The organism is Kitasatospora sp. NPDC059722, assembly GCF_042733235.1.
Lineage (GTDB): Bacteria > Actinomycetota > Actinomycetes > Streptomycetales > Streptomycetaceae > Kitasatospora.
The window spans coordinates 30,111-44,303 of record NZ_JBHWGD010000040.1; the positions used below are offsets into that span (position 1 = coordinate 30,111).

The 14,193-nt window shown below is 71.6% G+C and carries 13 protein-coding genes; 3 read left to right on the plus strand and 10 right to left on the minus strand.

The window, feature by feature from the left end:
- The first annotated feature begins 111 nt into the window (after positions 1-111).
- Entirely contained in the window at positions 112-297 is a 186-nt protein-coding gene (locus ACFV4F_RS24400) for a PspC domain-containing protein (protein ID WP_359972893.1), read from the plus strand.
- Between the two features lie 70 nt (positions 298-367).
- Here ACFV4F_RS24400 and ACFV4F_RS24405 read toward each other — a convergent pair whose 3' ends face one another.
- The 3 genes from ACFV4F_RS24405 to ACFV4F_RS24415 all read right to left on the minus strand — a co-directional run bounded on the left by ACFV4F_RS24405 (position 368) and on the right by ACFV4F_RS24415 (position 3,288).
- Positions 368-742 (minus strand): ATP-binding protein, encoded by a 375-nt coding sequence (locus ACFV4F_RS24405; RefSeq protein WP_380439062.1) that lies wholly within the window; start codon positions 740-742, stop codon positions 368-370.
- Between the two features lie 225 nt (positions 743-967).
- The gene (locus tag ACFV4F_RS24410) at positions 968-2,125 is read right to left on the minus strand and encodes an adenosine deaminase (protein ID WP_380439060.1); all 1,158 of its coding nucleotides are present in this window, start codon (positions 2,123-2,125) and stop codon (positions 968-970) included.
- A 191-nt stretch (positions 2,126-2,316) separates the two neighbouring features.
- Complete coding sequence (locus ACFV4F_RS24415) at positions 2,317-3,288, minus strand: LysR family transcriptional regulator (protein WP_380499139.1); 972 nt, start codon at positions 3,286-3,288, stop codon at positions 2,317-2,319.
- Positions 3,289-3,380: 92 nt separating this feature from the next.
- On the opposite strand from ACFV4F_RS24415, the gene ACFV4F_RS24420 reads away from it, so the two are divergent.
- Entirely contained in the window at positions 3,381-4,658 is a 1,278-nt protein-coding gene (locus ACFV4F_RS24420; protein ID WP_380499138.1) for an MFS transporter, read from the plus strand.
- Between the two features lie 26 nt (positions 4,659-4,684).
- Positions 4,685-5,239 carry a Uma2 family endonuclease gene (locus ACFV4F_RS24425; protein ID WP_380505433.1) on the plus strand — a complete coding sequence of 185 codons (555 nt, stop codon included), beginning with the start codon at positions 4,685-4,687 and terminating at the stop codon, positions 5,237-5,239.
- A 168-nt stretch (positions 5,240-5,407) separates the two neighbouring features.
- Here the strand turns inward: ACFV4F_RS24425 and ACFV4F_RS24430 are convergent, their stop codons facing one another.
- The 7 genes from ACFV4F_RS24430 to ACFV4F_RS24460 form a co-directional block, all read right to left on the minus strand.
- The gene (locus ACFV4F_RS24430) at positions 5,408-6,685 is read right to left on the minus strand and encodes a thymidine phosphorylase (RefSeq protein ID WP_380439052.1); all 1,278 of its coding nucleotides are present in this window, start codon (positions 6,683-6,685) and stop codon (positions 5,408-5,410) included.
- A gap of 97 nt (positions 6,686-6,782) precedes the next feature.
- Positions 6,783-7,175 (minus strand): cytidine deaminase, encoded by a 393-nt coding sequence (locus tag ACFV4F_RS24435; RefSeq protein ID WP_380439050.1) that lies wholly within the window; start codon positions 7,173-7,175, stop codon positions 6,783-6,785.
- Complete coding sequence (locus ACFV4F_RS24440) at positions 7,172-8,440, minus strand: ABC transporter permease (RefSeq protein WP_380439048.1); 1,269 nt, start codon at positions 8,438-8,440, stop codon at positions 7,172-7,174. The genes ACFV4F_RS24435 and ACFV4F_RS24440 overlap by 4 nt, the downstream gene beginning before the upstream one ends.
- On the minus strand, positions 8,437-9,594 hold the full coding sequence (locus ACFV4F_RS24445; protein ID WP_380439046.1) for an ABC transporter permease: 1,158 nt from the start codon (positions 9,592-9,594) through the stop codon (positions 8,437-8,439). The genes ACFV4F_RS24440 and ACFV4F_RS24445 overlap by 4 nt, the downstream gene beginning before the upstream one ends.
- Positions 9,595-9,599: 5 nt before the next feature.
- A complete protein-coding gene (locus tag ACFV4F_RS24450) occupies positions 9,600-11,180 on the minus strand; it encodes an ABC transporter ATP-binding protein (protein ID WP_380439043.1) in 1,581 nt (526 codons plus the stop codon).
- A gap of 306 nt (positions 11,181-11,486) precedes the next feature.
- Entirely contained in the window at positions 11,487-12,548 is a 1,062-nt protein-coding gene (locus ACFV4F_RS24455; RefSeq protein ID WP_380439042.1) for a BMP family protein, read from the minus strand.
- Positions 12,549-12,802: 254 nt separating this feature from the next.
- Positions 12,803-14,056 (minus strand): amidohydrolase, encoded by a 1,254-nt coding sequence (locus tag ACFV4F_RS24460; protein WP_380439040.1) that lies wholly within the window; start codon positions 14,054-14,056, stop codon positions 12,803-12,805.
- Positions 14,057-14,193 lie beyond the last annotated feature (137 nt).

A 14,193-nucleotide genomic window follows, 5' to 3' on the forward strand; every position in this document is an offset into this window, starting at 1 on the left:
GCGGGGCGGGCGAATCGCCTGGTGGGCGGAGGATTCCGGGCCGGCGGCGGCGGAGCATGGAAGTACGCCCGCCGGAGAGGCCGGACCGGGCACGACTCCACGGAGAGCACCATGAGCCCGCGCCTCGCCCGCCCCCGTCACAACCGCGTCATCGCCGGCGTCTGCGCCGGGATCGCCGAGCGCTTCGGCCTGTCGGCCTGGACGGTCCGGCTGATCTTCCTGGCCTCGTGCCTGCTGCCCGGCCCGCAGTTCCTGATCTACCTGGCGCTCTGGGTGCTGCTCCCCCAGGAGCCGTGACGCACGGCGACGGGCCGCGCACCACCGGGATCACCGGGGTGCGCGGCCCGTCGCCGTGCGGGTGGAACGGTCAGCCCAGGCCGCCCGGCAGGGCGCCGGTCAGCCCGCCGATGGGGGTCTTGTCGAGGCCGGGGATGCTCGGCACCGCGGCGCGCGTCTGGGTGACGCCGGCGACCGGAGCGGCCTCCGCGGGCGCGGCCGGAGCGGGGGCGGCCTGCCCGGCGCTCGGGGCCAGCGGGCCGAGGGTGCCGGTGACCTTGTCGCCGCCGGGCAGCTTGTTGGCGGTGTCGGTGACCGCGCCGGTGACCGCGGGGTTCTGCAGCGCCGTGGTGGGCAGCCCGACGCCGCCGGGCGCGGGGGCGTCCGCGGACGCGGTGCCGACGCCGACCGCTGCGATGGCGATGCCGAGCGCCGCGGTGCCGGCGGCCTTGAGAGCCTGCTTCATGAATTCGTCCCCTTGAGTCCTCGTCGGTGGCCGACGCGACACGCGGGAACGGACGGCCGAGCGTCCGCCACGGCCTGTCGGCGATGACTGGCACACCGTAGTGAGCCGGTCGTGCGAGGACCAAAAGGCGTTCACTCACCCGAGTGAGTAGTCGGATGAACGCCAACTGCCCTGCGAGGCAGCGGCGTTCATCCGGGACTCACCCCCAGGCCGCTCCGGACCCGATCAGCCCTGGCCGCCGCCCGTGCTGAACAGCCACTCGGCCTTGAGCTCGGCGTAGCCCGGCTTGATCACGTCGCTGATCATCGCGAGCCGCTCGTCGAACGGCAGGAACGCCGACTTCATCGCGTTCACCGTGAACCACTCCATGTCGCCCAGCGTGTAGCCGAAGGCGTCCACCAGGTGGCCGAACTCCTGGCTCATGCTGGTGCCGCTCATGAGGCGGTTGTCGGTGTTCACGGTGACCCGGAACTTCAGCCGGCTGAGCAGCCCGATCGGGTGCTCGGCGTACGAGACCGCGGCGGCCGTCTGGAGGTTGGAGGTCGGGCACATCTCCAGCGGGATGCGCTTGTCGCGCACGTACGCGGCCAGGCGGCCGAGCTCGACGCTGCCGTCCTCGTTCACCGTGATGTCGTCGACGATCCGCACGCCGTGGCCGAGCCGGTCGGCGCCGCAGCACTGCAGGGCCTCCCAGATCGACGGCAGGCCGAAGGCCTCGCCCGCGTGGATGGTGAAGTGGTTGTTCTCGCCCTTGAGGTAGTCGAAGGCGGCCTGGTGGCGGGTGGGGGGGTAGCCGGCCTCGGCGCCCGCGATGTCGAAGCCGACGACGCCCGAGTCCCGGTGGCGGTTGGCCAGCTCGGCGATCTCCTGCGAGCGGGCGGCGTGCCGCATCGCGGTGATCAGGGTGCCGATGCGGATGCGGTGGCCGGCCGCGCGGGCGTTGGCCTCGCCGAGGCGGAAGCCCTCCTGGACGGCCTCGACGACCTCGTCCAGGCTCAGGCCGGCCTCCAGGTGCTGCTCGGGGGCGTAGCGGACCTCGGCGTAGACGACGCCGTCGGCGGCCAGGTCCTCGGCGCAGTCCGCGGCGACCTTGATCAGGGCGTCCCGGGTCTGCATGACGGCGCAGGTGTGCGCGAACGTCTCCAGGTAGCGGACGAGCGAGCCGGAGTCGGCGGCCTCGCGGAACCACTCGCCGAGTTCCTTGGGGTCGGTGGTGGGAAGGCCCGCGTAGCCGACGGCGGCGGCCAGCTCGACGATGGTCTCCGGGCGCAGCCCGCCGTCGAGGTGGTCGTGCAGGAGCACCTTCGGCGCGCGGCGGATCTGGTCGGGGGTGGGGATGCGCGGGCCGGTGCCCGCGGTGGTGACAGGGATCTGCTTCTCCATTGCGGAAATATAGACCCTACGCGCGTAGACCCACCACTCCCCACACGGCCGGTTCGCCGAAAGTCCACCGGGAATTCCACCGCTCGGGTCAGTCCCGTCCCATATCCCGGGACAAAGCGAGATCGGCAACCCCCCCTCCCGCGGAGTTCGCCGCACCCCGCCCCGAGGTTCAGCGCGGGAATCCGCGGGTTTCAGTCGTGTTCGAGCAGCCGCCCGCGCCGCGACAGCACGAAGTCCCGGAACGCCCGCACCGGCGGCGTCAGCGGCCGCCCCGCCGCCCAGGCCAGCCCGATCGCCCGCCGGGTCCGCGGCGCCGTCACCTCCAGCTCCACCACCCCCGGCCGCGGCACCAGCGCCGGCGGCAGCAGCGCCACCCCGAGCCCGGCCGCCACCAGCCCGCGCAGCGTCTCCGCCTCCTCCCCCTCGAAGGCCAGCCGCGGCACGAACCCGGCCTCCGCGCAGAACCCGTCCGTGATCGCCCGCAGCCCGTACCCCTCCTCCAGCCCGACGAACGTCTCCTCCGCCACCTCCGCGAGCCGGATCCGCCGCCGCCCGGCCAGCCGGTGGTCCGCCGGGACGACCAGGTGCAGCCGCTGCTCGTCCAGCGGGCGGGCGGCGAAGGCCGGGTCGTCGGGCAGCGGCGCCACCAGGCACAGGTCCAGCTCGCCGTCCAGCAGCCGCTCCAGCATCGCGCCGACGTAGTCCTGCACCAGCTGGAACCGCACCTGCGGGTGCGCCACCCGGAAGTCCCGCAGCAGCGCGGGGACGGCGTCCGTCCCCATCGTGTGCAGGAAACCGAACGCCACCCGCCCGACCGACGGGTCCGCCTCCGCCCGGGCCGCCTCGGCGCCGCGCTCGACCTCGGCCAGCGCCCGCTCCACCGAGGCCAGCAGCAGCCGCCCCGCCCTGGTCAGCCGGACCGTCCGGCCCTGACGGGCCAGCAGCTCCACCCCCAGCTCCTCCTCCAGCCGCGCCACCGACCGCGACAGCGTCGGCTGCGGCATGCCGAGCACCGCCGCCGCCTGCGTCACGTGCTCCAGCCGGGCCACGGCCGCGAACTGGGCCAGCCGCGGCGCCAGTTGAACGGCCGGCAGGCCGGGCCCCAGCTCGGCCGGCCGGTACCGGGGCTGCTCCGTGCCGTTCGCCGCTTCCTCCGCGGTCATCCCGCCACCATCCTCGACTCATGCGCTAGTGCATCGATCATCCAGTGTTCATGCATTGGACGCATCAACCCGGCAGGCCTAACGTCGACGTCATGCAGCCCGCCGATACCAGGGCATCCGTGCCCGCCCCGGATGCCTCCGCCGCCCGCGTCCCGACCCACGACGACCGCCACCGCCCCGGCCAGCGCGCGTTCCGCCGCGCCAACCTCGCCCTGTTCGCCGCCGGGGTCGCCACGTTCGTCCTGCTCTACTCCACCCAGGGCCTGCTGCCGGTCCTCTCCGCCGACCTCGACCTCACGCCCGGTCAGGCCAGCTGGACCGCTTCCGCCGCCACCCTCGGACTCGCCCTCGGACTCCTGCCCGCGAGCGCGCTGTCCGACCGGTACGGCCGCACCGCCGTGATGACGGCCTCCACGCTCGCCGCCTCCGCCCTCGCCCTCGCCCTGCCGTTCGCGCCCGACCTCACCACGCTCGTCGTCCTGCGCGTCCTCCAGGGCGCCGCCCTCGCCGGGCTCCCCGCCACGGCGATGGCCTACCTCGCCGAGGAGGTCCACCCGAGCGCGCTGGCCTCCGCGATGGGCCTGTACGTGGCCGGCAACAGCATCGGCGGCATGGGCGGCCGACTGCTGTCCGGCTGGACCGCCGCCGCGTTCGGCTGGCGCTGGGGCCTCGCCGCCTCCGCCGTCCTCGCGCTGCTCGCGGTGCTCGCGTTCCGGCTGCTCATCCCCGCCGCCCGACACTTCACCCCGGCCCCGGTGGACCCGCGCGCCCTCGCCCGGACCGTCGGACGGCACCTGCGCAACCCGCTGCTGGTCCGGCTGTACGCGCTCGGGCTGCTGTTCATGGCTGTGTTCGGCGCGGTCTACAACACCGTCGGCTACCGGCTGATCGGCGCCCCCTTCCACCTGCCGGAGTCGGTCGCCGCCTCGATCTTCGTCGTCTACCTGGTCGGCACCGGCACCTCGGCCGCCGCCGGCCGGCTCTCCGGCCGCCTGGGCCGGCGCGGCGCCCTCTACGTCTCCATCGGCGTGACCGCCGCCGGGCTCCTGCTGTCCCTGGCCGACTCCCTGGTCTGCGCCCTGCTCGGCCTGGTCCTGATCACCGCCGGCTTCTTCGCCGGCCACGCCACCGCCTCGTCCGCCGTCGGCCGCACCGCGACGGAGGGCCGCGCCCAGGCCTCCGCCCTCTACCTGATCGCCTACTACCTGGGCAACAGCCTCGGCGGCACGATCGGCGCCGACGCCTACCACGCCACCGGCTGGCCCGGCGCCGCCACCGTCGGCCTCACCGCCATGACCCTCGCCGCCGCCGTCACCCTCTACGCCACCCGGCAGGCATATACCACCCGCCGAGCAGTCCCGAGCTCTTGACAGTCGGCGCCGATAGACTCCGGAACATGAGCATCGATCCGGCTGCGTACGCCCGGCTGCGGGAGATCGCCGACCAACTGCCCCGGATTCCGGGAACAGGGAAGATCGAAATCGCCAACGGCGCGATCGTGATGACGATGTCGCCGGTGAAGCGCCACGAACTCGCCGTGCTGCGCATCTCCCGACAGCTCAATGCCCAGTTGCCGGACACGAATCCCGGCCACATCGCCTACCACGGCGCGGATCTTGAGGACGCGGGGCTCGGCCAGCTACGCAACCCGGACGTGATGGTCTTCCCCGAAGCGACCCTGGAGGGGGAGCAGCCGGCAGTTCTCCCGCACGAGGTGCTGCTCGTCGTGGAGATCGTCTCCAAGTCCAACCCCGACAACGACTACCACAACAAAGTCCGCGACTACTCGGCCATGGGCATCCCGTTCTACCTGATCATCGATCCCCGCGACGGCACCGGCATCGTGCACTCGGAGCCCGGCTACGAGTCCCGCGAGAAGTTCAACTTCGGAGACAAGATCACCGTCGGCCCCTGGACCCTCGACACCAGCGGTCTGCTCACCTACGGCTGACACCCGCCCGACCTGCCGTAGGTTCCTTCGGTCAGTTCGTACGAACAGCAGCGGAATCCGCCACGGCCACCTTCCTCAAGACCGTCCTCGCCGCGGCCGAACAGTCGCCGCACAGCGGAGAACGAGAAGGGCCCTGGCGGCACCGCTCCGCCAGGGCCCTCCGCACGACTACGCGATGCGGTCGAGGACGATCGGGTTCGCGGTGAACGCGGTGCCCTCGGGGGCGACCTCGATGCCGCCGGCGAGGGCCTCGATGGCGTACTCGAAGCGCTCGGGGGTGTCGGTGTGCAGGGTCAGCAGCGGCTGGCCGGCCACGACGGTGTCACCGGGCTTGGCGTGCATCTCGATGCCCGCGCCGGCCTGCACCGGGTCCTCCTTGCGGGCGCGGCCGGCGCCCAGGCGCCAGGCGCTGACGCCGACGGCGTACGCGTCGAGCGTGGTGAGCACGCCGGAGGCGGGGGCCGGGATGACGTGCTGCTCGCGGGCGACCGGCAGCGGCGCGTCGACGTCGCCGCCCTGGGCGGTGATCATGCGGCGCCAGTGGTCCATCGCCGAGCCGTCGCGCAGCGCGTCCGCCGGGTCCTTGCCGTGCACGCCGGCCGCGGCGAGCATCTCGCGGGCGAGCGCGAGGGTGAGCTCGACGACGTCGGCCGGGCCGCCGCCCGCCAGCACCTCGACCGACTCGCGGACCTCCAGCGCGTTGCCGGCGGTGAGGCCGAGCGGGGTCGACATGTCGGTGAGCAGGGCGACGGTGTTGACGCCGGCGGTGGTGCCGAGGCCGACCATGGTGCGGGCGAGCTCGCGGGCGTCGTCGAGGTTCTTCATGAACGCGCCGGAGCCGACCTTGACGTCGAGGACGAGCGCGCCGGTGCCCTCGGCGATCTTCTTGGACATGATCGAGGAGGCGATCAGCGGGATGGCCTCGACCGTGCCGGTGACGTCGCGCAGCGCGTACAGCTTCTTGTCTGCGGGCGCGAGGCCGTCGCCGGCGGCGCAGATGACGGCGCCGGCGCCGCGCAGGACGTCCATCATCTCGTCGTTGGAGAGCAGCGCGCGCCAGCCGGGGATGGACTCCAGCTTGTCGAGGGTGCCGCCGGTGTGGCCGAGGCCGCGGCCGGAGAGCTGCGGGACGGCGGCGCCGCAGGCGGCGACGAGCGGGGCGAGCGGGAGGGTGATCTTGTCGCCGACGCCGCCGGTGGAGTGCTTGTCGCTGGTGGGCAGCGGGAGCGAGGAGAAGTCCATCCGGACGCCGGAACGGATCATGGCCTCGGTCCAGCGGCTGATCTCGCGCGGCTTCATGCCGTTCAGCAGGATGGCCATGGCCAGGGCGGACATCTGCTCGTCGGCGACCTCGCCGCGGGTGTAGGCGTCGATGACCCAGTCGATCTGAGCGTCGCTCAGCTCTCCGCGGTCGCGCTTGGTCCTGATGACGGAGATGGCGTCCATGCGTGCTCCAAGAGGGGATTCAAAAAGCGAAGAGTGTCGCGAGATGACCGGGTTGCGGCCCACTCGCGACACTCTACGCGCGTAACAAATGCAGATGCTAGAGCCGCTCCGGCCCGAACGCGTCGGGCAGGACCTCGCTCATCGGCTTCACGCCGGAGGCCAGGTCGACCAGCAGGTCGGGCCCGCCGTGCTCGTACAGCAGCTGGCGGCAGCGCCCGCACGGCATGAGCAGCTCGCCGGAGCCGTCCACGCAGGTGAACGCGGTCAGCCGGCCGCCGCCACTGGCGTGCAGCGCGGACACCAGCCCGCACTCGGCGCACAGTCCGAGCCCGTACGAGGCGTTCTCGACGTTGCAGCCGGTGACCAGCCGCCCGTCGTCCACCAGCGCGGCCGCGCCGACCGGGAACTTGCTGTACGGCGCGTACGCGCGGGTCATGGCCTCGCGCGCGGCGTCACGCAGCCGCTCCCAGTCGATCACGGGGGCCGTCACTTGCCCTGGCCCTTGCGGTAGATCTGGCCGTCCGCCTTGGGCATCCGCAGGCGCTGCGAGGCCAGCGAGAGCACCACGAGGGTGATCACGTACGGCGTCGCGACGATCAGCGGGCGCTGCACCTCGTCGGTGAGCGCGTACCAGGCGCCGAGGCCGCCGGCGACCACCAGCGAGATCACCACGGCGGTGTACTTGCGGCGGTACAGCTGCCACAGCGCGAGGAGGCCCATCGCGATGGAGACGGTCAGGATCAGCACGTGCACCGACTGCGGGTCACGCAGCTGGAGGCTGTCGGTGAAGCCGAACAGCCCGGCGCCCATGGAGAGCCCGCCCGGCATCCAGTTGCCGAAGATCATCGCCGCGAGGCCGATGAAGCCGCGGCCGTTGGTCTGGCCGTCCTTGTAGAAGTGCGCGGCGACCAGCGAGAGGTACGCGCCGCCGAGGCCCGCGAAGGCGCCGGAGGCCATGACCGCCAGGTACTTGTACTTGTAGACGTTGACGCCCAGCGACTCGGCCGCGGTCGGGTTCTCACCGCAGGAGCGCAGTCGCAGGCCGAACACCGTGCGCCAGAGCGCGAAGTAGCTGACCACGATCAGCGCACCGGCCAGGACCACGACCACCGAGATGTTGGTGACCATTCCGCCGACCACGCCGGCGACGTCCGAGACGAAGAACCAGTGGTGCTTCTCGATGCCGTCCAGCCAGGGCGACAGACCCGGGATGGTGATGTACGGCAGCGGGTCGGCCGGCGGGGACTGGTTGGCGCCGGCACCGACGGCGACGTAGTCCTTGTAGTAGATCCGGTTGACGTACGCGCAGATGCCGGGGATCAGCAGGTTGATGCCGACGCCGGAGACGATGTGGTCGACGCCGAAGGTGACGGTGATGACCGCGTGCAGCAGGCCGCCGAGGGCGCCGCCGGCCATGCCGGCCAGCAGGCCGACCCACGGGTTCACCAGGTAGCCGGCCCAGGCGCCGCAGAAGGTGCCGGCGACCATCATGCCTTCGAGGCCGATGTTGACCACGCCGGCCCGCTCGGACCACAGACCGCCGAGACCGGCCATGCCGATCGGCACGGCGGCGCTGAGCGCGGCGGTGATCTGACCGGAGGAGGTCAGCGAGTGGTTGCCGGTGGCCATGCCCACGGCGGAGAAGAGCGCGAGGGCGCCGGCGATCAGCAGCAGCACGACCGGCCAGGACAGCTTGCGCTTCTTGGCGGGCGCACCGGGCGCCTTGGGACGAGCGGCAGCGGTGGCCGTGCTCATGCCGACACCTCCTTCTTCTCCGTGGCCGCGAGCTGGGCGGCGAGCTGGGCGCCGACCTTCTGCTGCTGGCGCTTCAGGCCGTAGCGGCGCACGAGCTCGTACGCGACGACGACGCAGATGACGATGGTGCCCTGCATGACCGCGACGATCTCGAACGGGAAGCCGCCGTTCAGCGGCAGCTGCGAGCCGGTGGCGTCCAGGAACGCGAACAGCAGCGCCGCGAAGGCCATGCCGAGCGGGCTGTTGCGGCCCAGCAGCGCGACCGAGATCCCGAGGAAGCCGAGACCGGCCTGGAAGCTCTGGCCGAAGTAGAACGAGTTCTGCAGCAGTTCGGGCAGGCCGATCAGACCGGCGATGGCGCCGGAGACGGCCATCGAGATCATGACCATCCGCTTGACGTTCACGCCCGACGCGGTCGCGGCGCTCTCCGAGCGGCCGGTGGCGCGCAGGTCGAAGCCGAAGCGGGTGCGGGTCAGCACGAACTGGAAGACCACGCCGACCAGGATCGCGATGAACAGGAAGCCCCAGAGGTCGCCGCCGGCCGTGTTGATCGAGAAGAAGTGGCTGGACTGCGAGACCGGGCTGGTCTGGATCGAGTTGCTGGTGCTGCTGACCTTCGGGGCGAAGATGCCCGGGACGAGGAGCAGACCGACGATCGCGATCGAGATGGCGTTCAGCATGATGGTCGCGATGACCTCGCTGACGCCGCGGAAGACCTTCAGCGCACCGGCGATCGCCGCGTACAGGCCACCGGCCAGCATGGCGGTGATCAGCAGCAGCGGGATCTGGATGAACGACGGCAGGTCGATCTGGCTGCCGACGTACGCCGTGAACAGCGCCGCGACGCGGTACTGGCCCTCGACGCCGATGTTGAACAGGTTCATCCGGAACCCGAACGCGGCGGCCGCGGCGGCCAGGTAGTAGGTGGTGGCCCGGTTGAGGATCGCCACCTGGCCGTCCGACTTGGTGGCGTACGTGATCATCACGTTCCACGCGTCGAACGGGTTCTTGCCCGAGGTCGCCAGCAGGATCGAGCAGATCGTCACCGAGAGCAGGACCGCGAGCACCGGCGCCGCCAGTGCGAACACGATCCGCTCACCGCTGATCCGCTGCGCCAGACTGCGCTTGGCGGCAGGGGGGTTGGGACTGGTCATGTGGGTTACTCCCCCGCCTCGGCGTCGTCGGCGGTGTCGGTGTGCGGGTGCGCGTCCTCGACCGTGGTGCCCTCGGCCGCGACGGCCTGCGCGGCGGCGACGGCCTCCGGGTCGGACTCCAGGTGGCCGCGGGCCGCACCGGTCATCGCGGTGCCCAGGTCCTCGGCGGTGACGGTGGCCGGGTCGGCGTCGGCGACCAGGCGGCCGCGGTAGATGACCCGGATGGTGTCGGAGAGGCCGATGAGCTCGTCCAGGTCGGCGGAGATCAGCAGCACGGCCAGGCCGTTGCGCTGCGCGACCCGGATGTGCTCCCAGATCTGCGCCTGCGCGCCGACGTCCACGCCGCGGGTGGGGTGCGCGGCGATCAGCAGCTTGGGCTCGTGGGCCATCTCGCGGCCGATGATCAGCTTCTGCTGGTTGCCGCCGGAGAGGGAGGCCGCGGTGACCTCGATGCCCGGGGTGCGGACGTCGAACTCCCGGACGATGCGCCAGGTGTCCTGCCGGGCCCCGGCCGGGTCGAGCAGCGGGCCGTTGGAGTTCGGCTTCTCGGTGACGTGACCGAGGATCCGGTTCTCCCAGAGCGGGGCCTCCAGCAGCAGGCCGTGGCGGTGGCGGTCCTCGGGGATGTAGCCGATGCCGGCCTCGCGACGGGCGCGGGTGAGGCTGCCGGACAGGTCCTTGCCGTCGAGGGTGACGGTGCCGGCGTCCAGCGGGAGCATGCCCATGATGGCCTCGACCAGTTCGGCCTGGCCGTTGCCCTCGACACCGGCGATGCCGAGGACCTCGCCCTTGCGGATGGTCAGCGAGATGTCGTCGAGGACGACGCGCTCGATGCCCTCGGCGTCGGTCTTGGCGATCCGCAGGCCCTGGACGTCCAGCATCTCGGTGCTGGTGACGGTCGACTCGCGGCTCTCCGGGGAGGGCAGCTCGGCGCCGACCATCATCTCGGCGAGCTGGCGGGCGGTCACGGACTTCGGGTCCGCGTCGCCGACCGTGGTGCCGCGGCGGATGACGCTGATCGCGTCGGCGACCGCGAGCACCTCGTGCAGCTTGTGCGAGATGAAGATGACGGTGACGCCCTCGGACTTCAGCTCCCGCAGGTTGTCGAACAGCGCGTCGACCTCCTGCGGGACGAGGACGGCGGTGGGCTCGTCGAGGATCAGGATCCGGGCGCCGCGGTAGAGCACCTTGAGGATCTCGACGCGCTGGCGGTCGGCGACGCCGAGGTCCTCGACCAGCGCGTCCGGGCGCACGCCCAGGCCGTACTGGTCGGAGATCTCCTTGATCTTCGCCTTGGCCTTGGCGCCGATGCCGTAGAGGCTCTCGCCGCCGAGGACGACGTTCTCCCACACCGTGAGGTTGTCGGCGAGCATGAAGTGCTGGTGCACCATGCCGATGCCGCGGGCGATGGCGTCGCCCGGGGAATTGAACTCGCACTGCTCGCCGTTGATCGCGATGGTGCCCTCGTCCGGCTTCTGCATGCCGTAGAGGATCTTCATCAGCGTCGACTTGCCGGCGCCGTTCTCGCCCATGAGGGCGTGCACGGTGCCACCGCGGACGGTGAGGTTGATGTCGTGGTTGGCCACGACTCCGGGGAAGCGCTTGGTGATACCGCGCAGTTCGACGGCCGTGGTCGCCGTCCCCGCGCTGGGGGTTCCGTCCTTGCGCAGGGGGACGGGGTCGGATGCGGTGATGGCGATCTCCTGGTGGTCTGGAGGCGCGTCGTTGCGCTGGGAGGGCCAAAAGGGGGGAGCGGGGAAGTGAGGGGGGACGGAAGGGGGCCCGGGGGTACGCGTTGAGCGCACCCTGCCGGGCCCCTCCCGTGTTGCTGTGCCCATCATCGCGCTGCCGGGCAGGCGGCAGCCGCTACGACGTCCGGGCCGCGCGGCGCCTTACTGGGCGGGCGCGGTCGGGACGGTGGTGGCGCCGGTCTTGATCGCGTTGGCGGCGGCGTCCAGCTGGGTCTTGATGTCGTCGATCTTGCCACCGGTGGTGGCGAGCTGGACACCGTCGGCCTTCAGGTCGAAGAGCTTGGTGCCGGTGAACGGGGCACCCTGCTTGACCGACTGGATGTACGAGAACACCGCGTTGTCGACGTTCTTCACCATCGAGGTGAGGATGCTGTTCTTGTACTTCGCCAGGGCCGGCTGGGTGGCCTGGTCGGAGTCGACGCCGATGGCCAGGGCGCCCTGCTTGTTGGCGACGGCCTCGATGGCGCCATTGCCGGAGGAGCCGGCGGCGGAGTAGATGACGTCCGCGCCCTTGTCGAGCTGGCCCTGCGCGGCCTCCTTGCCCTTGTCGGGCGAGGCGAAGCCGGAGAAGTCCGGGGGCGTGGTGAGGTAGGTGACCTCGACCGGCATCTGCGGGTCGACGGACTTGACGCCCGCGCGGTAACCGGCCTCGAACTTCTTGATCAGCTCGGTCTGCACACCGCCGATGAAGCCGACGTGCTTGGTCTTGGTCTTCAGCGCGGCGGCCACACCGGCGAGGTAGGAGCCCTCCTGCTCGGCGAAGACGAGCGAGGTGACGTTGGCCGGCTGGGCGTCGTCGTGCGAGTCGATGATCGCGAACTTGACGTCCGGGTTGTCCTTGGCGATCTTGTTGACGGCCGGCTGGTACACGAACCCGACCGCGATGACGGTCTTGTAACCGGCGTCGATCAGGTTCTTGAGGCGGGTCTCCTTGTCCGCCTCGGCCTCGCCGGCCTTGGCCTCGGCCTCGGTGACCGAGACGCCGAGGTCGGACTTGGCCTTGTCGAGACCGCGGGCGGCGGAGTCGTTGAACGACTGGTCGCCACGGCCGCCGATGTCGTAGGCCATACCGACCTTGAGGCCGCCGTCGGAGGACGAGCCGGAGGAGGTGTTGTCAGTGCTCTTTGCGCCGCAAGCGGCGAGCGAGGCCATGCCCAGGGAACCCGAGAGCACAACCGCGGCGAGCTTCATTGAACGGCGCAAGGGAGTTTCTCCTTCTCACACGCACCCGATTAGCGTGGTCGGACGCCACCGTAACGCGCGTAGAACACGGTTGTGTTACGGGGTGCCGGAGCATTCGGGTTGTTATCAAACCGTGGTCTGACGGTCGCCCCGAGGCCCATTTCCCGTGCGCGGACGGTGATCCGGAACTGGTGCGCTCCAGTTTACGGAACAGCGCCGAAACCCCGGATCCCGACGTCTCCGCCACGCGACGGCCGCACGCGCGCGGATGCGGGTCAGCTCCCGTCGACCTCCAGCGCCAGCGCCGCGAACAGTTCCGCACCGATCCCGATCGCCCGCTCGTCCACGTCGAAGCGGCCCTGGTGCAGGTCGCGGACGGAGGTGTCGCCGGGGGCGCGGACGCCCAACCGGGCCAGCGCGCCCGGGGCGTGCTCCAGGTACCAGGAGAAGTCCTCGCCGCCCAGGCTCTGTTCGGTGCTCTCGACCACCTGCTCGCCGCCCCGGCCGAACCGGGCCGTCATGGCCTCGTCCAGGAGGGCGACGGAGACCGCCTCGTTCACCACCGGCGGCACCCCGCGGTGGTAGTCGAGCGTCCACTTCGCCCGGTAGGTCTCGGCGACCTTGGCGATCAGGTCGTGCAGGACGTCCGGCGCCTCCCGCCAGCCGTCCAGCTCCAGGCAGCGGATGGTGCCCTCCAGTTCGGCGTGCTGCGGGATGACGTTGGGCGCGGAGCCGGAGGCGATCCGGCCCCAGACCAGGCTGACGCCCCACCGCGGGTCCATCCGGCGGGCGAACGCGGCCGGCAGGTCGGCGGCCATCCGGGCGATCGCGGTCACCAGGTCGGTGGTCAGGTGCGGCCGGGCGGTGTGCCCGCCGGGGCCGTCCAGGTGGAGCACCAGGCGGTCGCAGGCGGAGGTGATGGCCCCGGTGCGCAGCGCGATGCGGCCCACCTCGACCTTCGGGTCGCAGTGCACGGCGAAGATCCGCTCGACGCCGTCCATCCCGTCGGCCTTGATGACGTCCAGCGCGCCGCCGGGCATGACCTCCTCGGCCGGCTGGAACACCAGCCGGACCGGGCGGCGCAGCTCGCCGCTGCGGGCGGCGTCGGCCAGCACCAGCGCGGTGCCGAGCACAACCGCGGTGTGCACGTCGTGGCCGCAGGCGTGGGCCCGGCCGGGGACGGTCGAGCGGTAGGGGACGTCGGTCTTGGCGTCGTCGATCGGCAGCGCGTCGATGTCGGCGCGGAAGGCGAGGATCCCGGTGCCGGGGGCCGTCCCGGCGGGGACGATGTCGACGATCAGGCCGGTGCCGCCGGGCAGCACCCGGGGGGTGAGACCGGCCGCCACCAGCCGGTCGCGGATCAGGCCGGTGGTGCGGAACTCCTGGCGGCCCAGCTCCGGGTGCCGGTGCAGATCGCGGCGGAAGGCGATCAGCTCTGGCTCCAGCCTCCTGACCCGGGCGCGCAGTTCGGCGGCGGGACGGGCAGCGGACAGAGTGGCGCCCGGCTGAGCGGGCTCAGGACGGTTCATCTCCCCAAGGATAGGCCTGTCGGGGGTTCTTGGCCCGACTTCCGGAAAATTAGTCCCCGGATGGGCGCATACCGGCCGGACAGGTGGGTATGACATCTCGTTTCAGCCGCCTTCCCCGGGTTGCTTGTCCTGTGCAA

Excerpts from the sequence above, each read along its gene's own strand:
- ACFV4F_RS24400 (WP_359972893.1), top strand. The coding sequence starts at position 112 with ATGAGCCCGCGCCTCGCCCGCCCCCGTCACAACCGCGTCATCGCCGGC.
- ACFV4F_RS24405 (WP_380439062.1), bottom strand. The coding sequence starts at position 742 with ATGAAGCAGGCTCTCAAGGCCGCCGGCACCGCGGCGCTCGGCATCGCC.
- ACFV4F_RS24410 (WP_380439060.1), bottom strand. The coding sequence starts at position 2,125 with ATGGAGAAGCAGATCCCTGTCACCACCGCGGGCACCGGCCCGCGCATC.
- ACFV4F_RS24415 (WP_380499139.1), bottom strand. The coding sequence starts at position 3,288 with ATGACCGCGGAGGAAGCGGCGAACGGCACGGAGCAGCCCCGGTACCGG.
- ACFV4F_RS24420 (WP_380499138.1), top strand. The coding sequence starts at position 3,381 with ATGCAGCCCGCCGATACCAGGGCATCCGTGCCCGCCCCGGATGCCTCC.
- ACFV4F_RS24425 (WP_380505433.1), top strand. The coding sequence starts at position 4,685 with ATGAGCATCGATCCGGCTGCGTACGCCCGGCTGCGGGAGATCGCCGAC.
- ACFV4F_RS24430 (WP_380439052.1), bottom strand. The coding sequence starts at position 6,685 with ATGGACGCCATCTCCGTCATCAGGACCAAGCGCGACCGCGGAGAGCTG.
- ACFV4F_RS24440 (WP_380439048.1), bottom strand. The coding sequence starts at position 8,440 with ATGAGCACGGCCACCGCTGCCGCTCGTCCCAAGGCGCCCGGTGCGCCC.
- ACFV4F_RS24445 (WP_380439046.1), bottom strand. The coding sequence starts at position 9,594 with ATGACCAGTCCCAACCCCCCTGCCGCCAAGCGCAGTCTGGCGCAGCGG.
- ACFV4F_RS24460 (WP_380439040.1), bottom strand. The coding sequence starts at position 14,056 with ATGAACCGTCCTGAGCCCGCTCAGCCGGGCGCCACTCTGTCCGCTGCC.